The sequence below is a fragment of the Streptomyces sp. NPDC060205 genome (assembly GCF_042728395.1).
Taxonomy (GTDB): Bacteria; Actinomycetota; Actinomycetes; order Streptomycetales; family Streptomycetaceae; genus Streptomyces.
In genome coordinates this window covers 1-6,839 of record NZ_JBHWZP010000428.1, presented here as the reverse complement: position 1 = coordinate 6,839, position 6,839 = coordinate 1, and the positions used below count along the sequence as shown (strand labels likewise).

6 protein-coding genes are annotated in these 6,839 nt (G+C 72.0%); 1 reads left to right on the top strand and 5 read right to left on the bottom strand.

Features of this window, described 5'->3' with window-relative positions; translation table 11 throughout:
* Positions 1-135: 135 nt before the first annotated feature.
* The 5 genes from ACFWGJ_RS40010 to ACFWGJ_RS39990 all read right to left on the bottom strand — a co-directional run bounded on the left by ACFWGJ_RS40010 (position 136) and on the right by ACFWGJ_RS39990 (position 4,477).
* Entirely contained in the window at positions 136-1,089 is a 954-nt protein-coding gene (locus ACFWGJ_RS40010) for an ROK family glucokinase (RefSeq protein ID WP_387333874.1), read from the bottom strand.
* A gap of 53 nt (positions 1,090-1,142) precedes the next feature.
* Positions 1,143-1,667: a DUF5304 domain-containing protein gene (locus tag ACFWGJ_RS40005; protein ID WP_387333873.1), complete on the bottom strand. Its 525-nt coding sequence runs from the start codon at positions 1,665-1,667 to the stop codon at positions 1,143-1,145.
* Positions 1,668-1,725: 58 nt separating this feature from the next.
* The gene (locus ACFWGJ_RS40000; RefSeq protein WP_387333872.1) at positions 1,726-2,925 is read right to left on the bottom strand and encodes an ArsA family ATPase; all 1,200 of its coding nucleotides are present in this window, start codon (positions 2,923-2,925) and stop codon (positions 1,726-1,728) included.
* A 43-nt stretch (positions 2,926-2,968) separates the two neighbouring features.
* Positions 2,969-3,478 carry an SRPBCC family protein gene (locus ACFWGJ_RS39995; RefSeq protein ID WP_387333871.1) on the bottom strand — a complete coding sequence of 170 codons (510 nt, stop codon included), beginning with the start codon at positions 3,476-3,478 and terminating at the stop codon, positions 2,969-2,971.
* Positions 3,479-3,640: 162 nt separating this feature from the next.
* Positions 3,641-4,477 (bottom strand): metallophosphoesterase, encoded by an 837-nt coding sequence (locus ACFWGJ_RS39990; RefSeq protein ID WP_387333870.1) that lies wholly within the window; start codon positions 4,475-4,477, stop codon positions 3,641-3,643.
* Between the two features lie 287 nt (positions 4,478-4,764).
* Between ACFWGJ_RS39990 and ACFWGJ_RS39985 the strand changes: the two genes are divergently transcribed.
* The gene (locus ACFWGJ_RS39985) at positions 4,765-6,561 is read left to right on the top strand and encodes an AMP-dependent synthetase/ligase (RefSeq protein WP_387333869.1); all 1,797 of its coding nucleotides are present in this window, start codon (positions 4,765-4,767) and stop codon (positions 6,559-6,561) included.
* Positions 6,562-6,839 lie beyond the last annotated feature (278 nt).

Sequence of the window (6,839 nt, the reverse complement as noted above, 5' to 3'; positions counted from 1 at the left end):
GGTCCCCCGCGCCCCTAAAAGATGAAAGGCAGGGGCGCAGCCCCGCCTTTCAGGGGCGCGGGGAACTGCGCGGGCGACCCCCACTCGGCCGCGGACGACGCACGTCCCCGCACCCCGCGGCAGCGGAGCGCTGAGCTACATGATCGGGTCCGGCTCGCGCGCCAGATCCGCCGCGCCCACCAGCCCCGCCTCGTTCCCCAGCCGCGCGGCGATCACATCGGCGACGGGACGCCAGTTCCCACCCACCAGCCACCGCTTGTACGACTTACGGATCGGGTCGAGGACCAGTTCGCCCTCGTCGGAGAGACCCCCGCCGACGATGAACGCGGAGGGGTCGAAGAGAGAGGCCAGGTCGGCGAGGCCCGCGCCGGCCCAGCGGGCCAGCTCGCGGTAGGAGTCCACCGCCACCGGGTCGCCCTGCCGCGCCGCCATCGAGATGTGCTTGCCCTCGATGCCGTCGGGCGAGCCGTCGCCCAGCGACAGCAGGATGTCCGCGTTCTCCGGCGTCGCGTTGGCCCGCTGCTTCGCGTAGCGGACGAGCGCGCGGCCGGACGCGTACTGCTCCCAGCAGCCCTGCGAGCCGCAGCCGCACAGCAGGCCGTCCGGGACCATCCGGATGTGCCCGAACTCCGCGGCGACGCCGAAGTGCCCGCGGCGCAGCTTGTTGCCGATGATGATGCCGCCGCCCAGGCCGGTGCCGAGCGTGATGCAGATGACGTTGCGGTGCCCCTTGCCCGCACCGAACTTGTACTCGCCCCAGGCCGCCGCGTTCGCGTCGTTCTCGACCACGACCGGCAGGCCCACCCGGGCCTCCACCGCTTCCTTCAGGGGCTCCTGCCGCCAGTCGATGTTCGGCGCGAAATAGACCGTCGAGCGCTGCCGGTTGACGTATCCGGCGGCACCGATGCCCACGCCGACGATCTCGTGCCCGGCCCTGGCGCCTTCGACGGCCGCGGCGATCGCGTCCACGATCGCCTGCGGCGTCGAGGGAGTCGGCACCTTGAAGGTCGAGAGGATGTTGCCTTCCTCGTCGACCACCCCGGCCGCGATCTTCGTGCCGCCGATGTCGACGCCGATGGTGAGTCCCATGAATCCCTCAGTTTCGGTCGAGCCCCGCTATGGCCAACCGTACCCGAGCGGCTTCAGTCGAGGTCGATGTGTTCACCGCTGCCGGTGCCCTCGTCCCGCGGGCGCGCGGCCGTGTCCCGGGCGGTCCAGCGCCGTTCCTGCGCCTCGACGGCGGAGCGGTACGCGGCGAGCAGCTCGGAGCCCGCGCTCGCGAGGTGGTCGAACACGTCGGGGTTGCGCTCGATGACGGGCTCGACGGCGGCCTTGGCCTGCTGCACGACCTGGTTCACCATCTGCTGGGCGGCGCCGCCGGCGACCGCGCCGAGCAGCGGCGACTGCAGTCCGGACAGCTTGTCGGCGACGGCGTCGACGAGTTTGCGCAGTTCCTCGGCGGCCGAGCCGGGCGGCTGGCCGTACTGGGTGCGGCGGCGGGCCTTCTCGGCGGCGAGGTCCTCGGCACACGCCTTCGCCCAGGCGTCGTCGTCGGTCGCCCGGACCTCGTCGCGCGGGTCGTCGCGCTCCTCGCCGCGCACCGTGCCGTCCTGCACCGGGTCGAGCGCGTCCTCCCCCGCGTCGGACGTGGGGCGCTCATCGCTCATGGCGGACTCCAAGCATCGGCTCTGTGTCTGTCGACGTTACCCGAACGGGGTAGGCCGTTCACCGTGTCCGTGGCCACAGATCCGGGTCGGGCGCGAACCGGACACGCAGTTCGCCCTCGCGCAGGGAGGCGCCGTCGACCGCGCAGCGGCGCAGGGCGGACGGGAGCGCGACGATCCGGCGGAACTGCCCGACGGTGACGACGAGTTCGTCCCCGCGGCGTACGAGGTCCAGCTCCTCGCGTATCGCGCCGGGCAGTGGGATGTGCCAGACGAGCACGCCGTCGTCGGCGAGCCGGTCGACGACGGGCCACACGAGCGGACCGGAAGCGGCGCCGGCACCGGCATCCGGGGCGGGTACGGGAAGCAGGGCCAGGTCCTCGGTGCCGCGCGGGTCGCGGCCGAGGTGGGGTACCTCGTGCACCGCGCACGTCCCGGCGGAGCCCCACTCGTCACGCCATCCGTCGAGGGACTTGCGCTGCTGGGCGGCGAGGGCGGCCAGCCAGGTGTCGGGGGACGCGTCGGGCAGGACGCGGTTGCCGATCAGGGCGTCGGTGCGCAGCCCGCGCAGGGCGAGCCCGGTGACGGCCGACCGTACGGCGTCGGCACCCGCGGGTCCCGGCTCGGCGACCAGCCGTACCGTCGTGGCCGGGTCCTCGACGGCCAGCTGGACCGCGGCCAGTTCGACGTCCCAGCGGGCCGCCGTCTCGTACAGCCGGTCCGTCGGCATGGGGACGCCGGCCAGGCGGCCGAGGACGGGGCGCAGGGCGCGGGCGGCCTGGCGTTCCGCGGGCAGCAGACGGCGCAGGTAGCGGCGCAGTTGTTCCGGCAGGGCCAGCAGGGCGAGGGCCTGGGGGGCCGGTGGCAGGTCGACGACCAGCAGGTCGAAGGTGTCCGCGGCGGACGCGTCGCGCAGCGCGCGGAGCAGGGTGAGTTCCTCGGCGCCGGGCAGCGGGGTGAGTTCCTCGGCGTCCAGGCGGGCCGAGCCCAGCAGGTCGAGGGCGGTGGAGGCCTGTTCCTGGAGGGCCAGGAGGTCCGCCCGGAAGCTCTCGCCCGCGTCCGGCCGCCAGGCGGTGAGCCCGGGGGCGGTCTCGGCGGGCGTGGAGCCGGTGGGGGCGCCGAGGGCGGCACCGAGGGTGTCGGTGCGGTCCGCGGAGAGCACCAGGGTGCGGGTGCCCCGGCGGGCGGCCTCCCGAGCGGTGGCCGCGGCGACGGTGGTGCGGCCGGAACCGCCGGGGCCGGTGATCAGGATGGTGCGCATGGAGATGAACGGTACGTGGTGCGGCGGCGCCCGCGACGGGCCGCTACTTGTCGCCCGGTCCCGCCTTCTTGTCGGCGTCCCCGGACTCCGCCTGCGCACCGGCTTCCCTGGCGGCGTCGCCCGACTCCACGCGCTTCTTCAGGCCCGCCAGCGCGCGGTCGATGATGACCTTCTCCGCCTTGCGCTTGATCATGCCGAGCATCGGGATCTTGACGTCGACGGTGAGCCGGTAGGTGACCTCGGTGGCGCTCAGACCGGCGGGCCTGAGGATGTACGAGCCGTCGAGCGAGCGGAGCATCTGGGACTTGACCAGGGTCCAGGAGACCTCGTGGTCGCCGGTCCAGGTGTAGCCCAGGGTCTGGTCGTCCTTGATGGCGCCCGCGTCCATGACGAGGCGGACCTGCTCGGCGCGGCCCTTCTCGTCCGTCGCGAGCACCTGCGCCTCCTTCACCTCGCCCGTCCAGTCGGGGTAGCGGGCGAAGTCGGCGATGACCGCCATGACGTCGGCCGGTGCCGCCTCGATCGTGATACTCGAACTGGTGTTTTCCGCCATCGCTGTGGCTCCTCCAGATGCGGTCCGGACAGGGGGTTCTGCGGGGCACGAGGGTTCTGCGGGGTACGAACGCTTTCTACCTGTGTGCGCAGCGTGAACGCTACCGCGCTGGGGAGGTCCCGCCGCCCCCGGCCCCGCGACCGCCGGTGGCCCCGGCGGCCCTCACCACTCCAGCGCCCACGGCTTGCCCGTCGAGGCGAAGTGGCCCACGTTCACGCACTCCGTGGCGCCGACGCGCATCCGCCGGGCGAGCGGCTGGTGGACGTGCCCGAAGAGCGCGTAACGCGGCCTGGTGCGCCGGATGGCGGCCAGCAGGGCCCGGCTGCCCCGCTCGAAGCGCCGCGCCACCGTGTCGTAGACCAGCTCGGGCACCTCGGGCGGGATGTGGGTGCAGAGCACGTCGACCTCCCCGACGGCCTCGATCTTCGCCGCGTACTCCTCGTCGCTGATCTCGTACGGGGTCCGCATGGGGGTACGCAGTCCGCCGCCGACGAAGCCGAAGACCCGGCCGCCGATCTCGACGCGCTGCCCGTCGAGGACGGTGGTGCCGGGGCCCGCGTACTCCGACCAGAGGGATGGGATGTCGACGTTGCCGTAGGTGGCGTACGTCGGGGTGGGGAACGCCGCGAAGAGTTCGGCGTACTGCTTGCGTACGGCCTTCTCGATGGCGGGGCCGCGGTCGACGCCCGCCCACAGCCGGGCACCGAGGGCCCGCGCCTCCTCGTACCGGCGGGCGGTGCGCAGCTCGACGATGCGGTCCGTGTTCTCCGTGCCGAAGAGGTCCGGGAAGATGCCGCGGGAGTGGTCGGCGTAGTCGATGAAGAGGACGAGGTCGCCCAGACAGATCAGGGCGTCCGCGCCCTCACCGGCCCTGACCAGGTCACGGACATTGCCGTGCACGTCGCTCACGACGTGGATCCGGGTCCTCGGGGATTCCCCCGGCGTCCTGCGCTCGCGGCCGCTGTCGCCGCCGCCTTGTGTACCTGCCATGGCGATCAAGGGTAGGCCTGTGGAGCAAAGGTGTGTAGACGCGGGCGGACCTGCGGTTACTACCCAGTCAGTAACGGCTTGGACTACTCTGCGCCAAGGAACGCCAACACGTGTGACGCGGGGAACATCTCGCCGGACCCCCCTGTCGTAGAGGCACTACCGGCGGGTAACGTCCGGGCAGTCCAGTCGTGCTCAGGGTTTCAACAACCGACTCCCGGAGCACCTGCCCGAGCCTTGGACCGCTCCGTCGCATCACACGAAGTCGTGGCGTCGGCGCCCTATGAGGAGCAGCAGTCTTGCGCGAGTTCAGCCTTCCGGCTTTGTACGAGGTCCCTGCGGACGGCAATCTGACCGACATCGTCCGCAGAAACGCCGCGCAGCATCCCGATGTCGCGGTCATCGCCCGCAAGGTCGGCGGAACCTGGACGGATGTCACGGCCACCGTCTTCCTCGCCGAGGTGCAGGCCGCCGCGAAGGGCCTGATCGCCTCGGGCGTGCAGCCCGGCGACCGCGTCGCCCTGATGTCCCGCACGCGGTACGAGTGGACGCTGCTCGACTTCGCCATCTGGAGCGCGGGCGCCGTCACCGTACCGGTGTACGAGACCAGCTCCCCGGAGCAGGTGCAGTGGATCCTCGGCGACTCGGGAGCGACCGCGATCGTCGTGGAGCTGGACGCGCACGCGGCCACCGTGGAATCGGTGCGCGACCGGCTGCCGCACCTCAAGCACGTCTGGCAGATCGAGGGCGGCGGCATCGACGAGCTCGACCGCGCCGGCAAGGACGTCTCGGACGCGGCGGTCGAGGAGCGCAGCTCGCTCGCCAAGGCCGACGACCCGGCGACGATCGTCTACACCAGCGGCACGACCGGGCGCCCCAAGGGCTGTGTGCTGACCCACCGCAGCTTCTTCGCCGAGTGCGGCAACATCGTGGAGCGGCTGCGGCCGCTGTTCCGCACCGGCGAGTGCTCGGTGCTCCTCTTCCTGCCGCTCGCGCACGTCTTCGGGCGGCTCGTGCAGGTCGCGCCGATGATGGCGCCGATCAAGCTGGGCATGGTCCCGGACATCAAGAACCTCACCGACGAACTGGCCTCGTTCCGGCCGACGCTGATCCTCGGTGTGCCGCGCGTCTTCGAGAAGGTCTACAACTCGGCGCGGGCCAAGGCGCAGGCCGACGGCAAGGGCAAGATCTTCGACAAGGCGGCGGACACGGCGATCGCGTACAGCCGCGCGCTGGACACCCCGGCGGGCCCCTCCATCGGCCTGCGGATCAAACACAAGACGTTCGACAAACTCGTCTACAGCAAGCTGCGCGCGGTGCTCGGCGGCAAGGGCGAGTACGCGATCTCGGGCGGCGCGCCGCTGGGTGAGCGCCTCGGCCACTTCTTCCGCGGCATCGGCTTCACGGTCCTTGAGGGGTACGGGCTGACCGAGTCCTGCGCGGCCACCGCGTTCAACCCGTGGGACCGGCAGAAGATCGGCACGGTCGGGCAGCCGCTGCCCGGCTCGGTGATCCGCATCGCCGACGACGGCGAGGTGCTGCTGCACGGCGAGCACCTGTTCAAGGGGTACTGGAACAACGAGGGCGCGACCGAGGAGGCGCTGGCCGACGGCTGGTTCCACACCGGGGACATCGGCACCCTCGACGAGGACGGGTACCTGCGGATCACCGGCCGCAAGAAGGAGATCATCGTCACGGCGGGCGGCAAGAACGTCGCCCCGGCCGTCATCGAGGACCGGATCCGGGCGCACGCGCTGGTCGCGGAGTGCATGGTCGTCGGCGACGGGCGGCCGTTCGTGGGCGCGCTCGTCACCATCGACGAGGAGTTCCTCGGGCGGTGGGCCGAGGACCACGGGAAGCCTGCCGGCTCCACGGCGGCGTCCCTGGCGCTCGACCCGGATCTGCTCGCGGCGCTCCAGAGCGCGGTGGACGACGGGAACGCGGCGGTGTCGAAGGCGGAGTCCGTGCGGAAGTTCCGTGTGCTGTCGCACCAGTTCACGGAGGACTCGGGGCACTTGACGCCGTCGCTGAAGCTGAAGCGGAACGTTGTGGCGAAGGATTACGCCACGGAGATCGAAGCGATCTATCAGGCCTGAGGCCCGCCAATTCCCTGCGCCTGCGGCCCGGCGATGGGCGCGCCTCATCGATTGCGCAGTTCCCCGCGCCCCTGGGAAGCGGGGCTGCGCCCCCGCTGAAACGCCCGCAGGGCACGTTTCAGGGGCGCGGGGAACGGCGCGGCCAGCCCCCACCGACCCGCACACGTCGCAACGCGCGTTTTTCAGGGGCGCGGGGAACTGCGCAATCGTTTGGGCGCGCCCACCACCGGGGCCGCGTTCCCAGGGGCGCGGGGAACTGCGCAAATCGTTGGCGCGCG

Excerpts from the sequence above, each read along its gene's own strand:
- ACFWGJ_RS40010 (WP_387333874.1), bottom strand. The coding sequence starts at position 1,089 with ATGGGACTCACCATCGGCGTCGACATCGGCGGCACGAAGATCGCGGCC.
- ACFWGJ_RS40005 (WP_387333873.1), bottom strand. The coding sequence starts at position 1,667 with ATGAGCGATGAGCGCCCCACGTCCGACGCGGGGGAGGACGCGCTCGAC.
- ACFWGJ_RS40000 (WP_387333872.1), bottom strand. The coding sequence starts at position 2,925 with ATGCGCACCATCCTGATCACCGGCCCCGGCGGTTCCGGCCGCACCACC.
- ACFWGJ_RS39995 (WP_387333871.1), bottom strand. The coding sequence starts at position 3,478 with ATGGCGGAAAACACCAGTTCGAGTATCACGATCGAGGCGGCACCGGCC.